This window comes from Pseudonocardia sp. SID8383 (assembly GCF_009864975.1).
GTDB classification, from domain to species: Bacteria; Actinomycetota; Actinomycetes; order Mycobacteriales; family Pseudonocardiaceae; genus Pseudonocardia; species Pseudonocardia alni.
This window is the reverse complement of record NZ_WWFY01000296.1, coordinates 1-242: the sequence shown is the minus strand read 5'-3', so window position 1 is coordinate 242 and position 242 is coordinate 1. Positions and strand designations below refer to the sequence as shown.

Annotated in this window: 1 protein-coding gene; it reads right to left on the bottom strand. The window is 76.9% G+C overall.

Going from position 1 to position 242, the window contains the following annotated elements:
• Nucleotides 1–51 precede the first annotated feature (51 nt).
• The coding region (locus GTW08_RS06955) for a hypothetical protein (RefSeq protein ID WP_237453613.1) at nt 52–242 on the bottom strand (191 nt) is incomplete at its 5' end.

Here is a 242-nt window from a genome sequence, read left to right as displayed (position 1 = left end):
GGGACCGGAGGTCGGCGGGGCCCGGGTCACGGGGCCCCGCCGATCGGGCGGTCAGCCCCGGCCCGCGGACCCGTCGGCCGCGGCCAGCACCGTCGCCCGCAGCAGCTCCCGCTCCCCGGGCGGGGCGACGGCGTCGAGCAGCTGGTCGAGGGTGTGGCAGAGCGTGTAGTAGCCGCTGAGGAACGAGACGGTCCACCCATCGTCGAACGCGCGCACGTCCACCCCCCGCACCACGTCGTTCA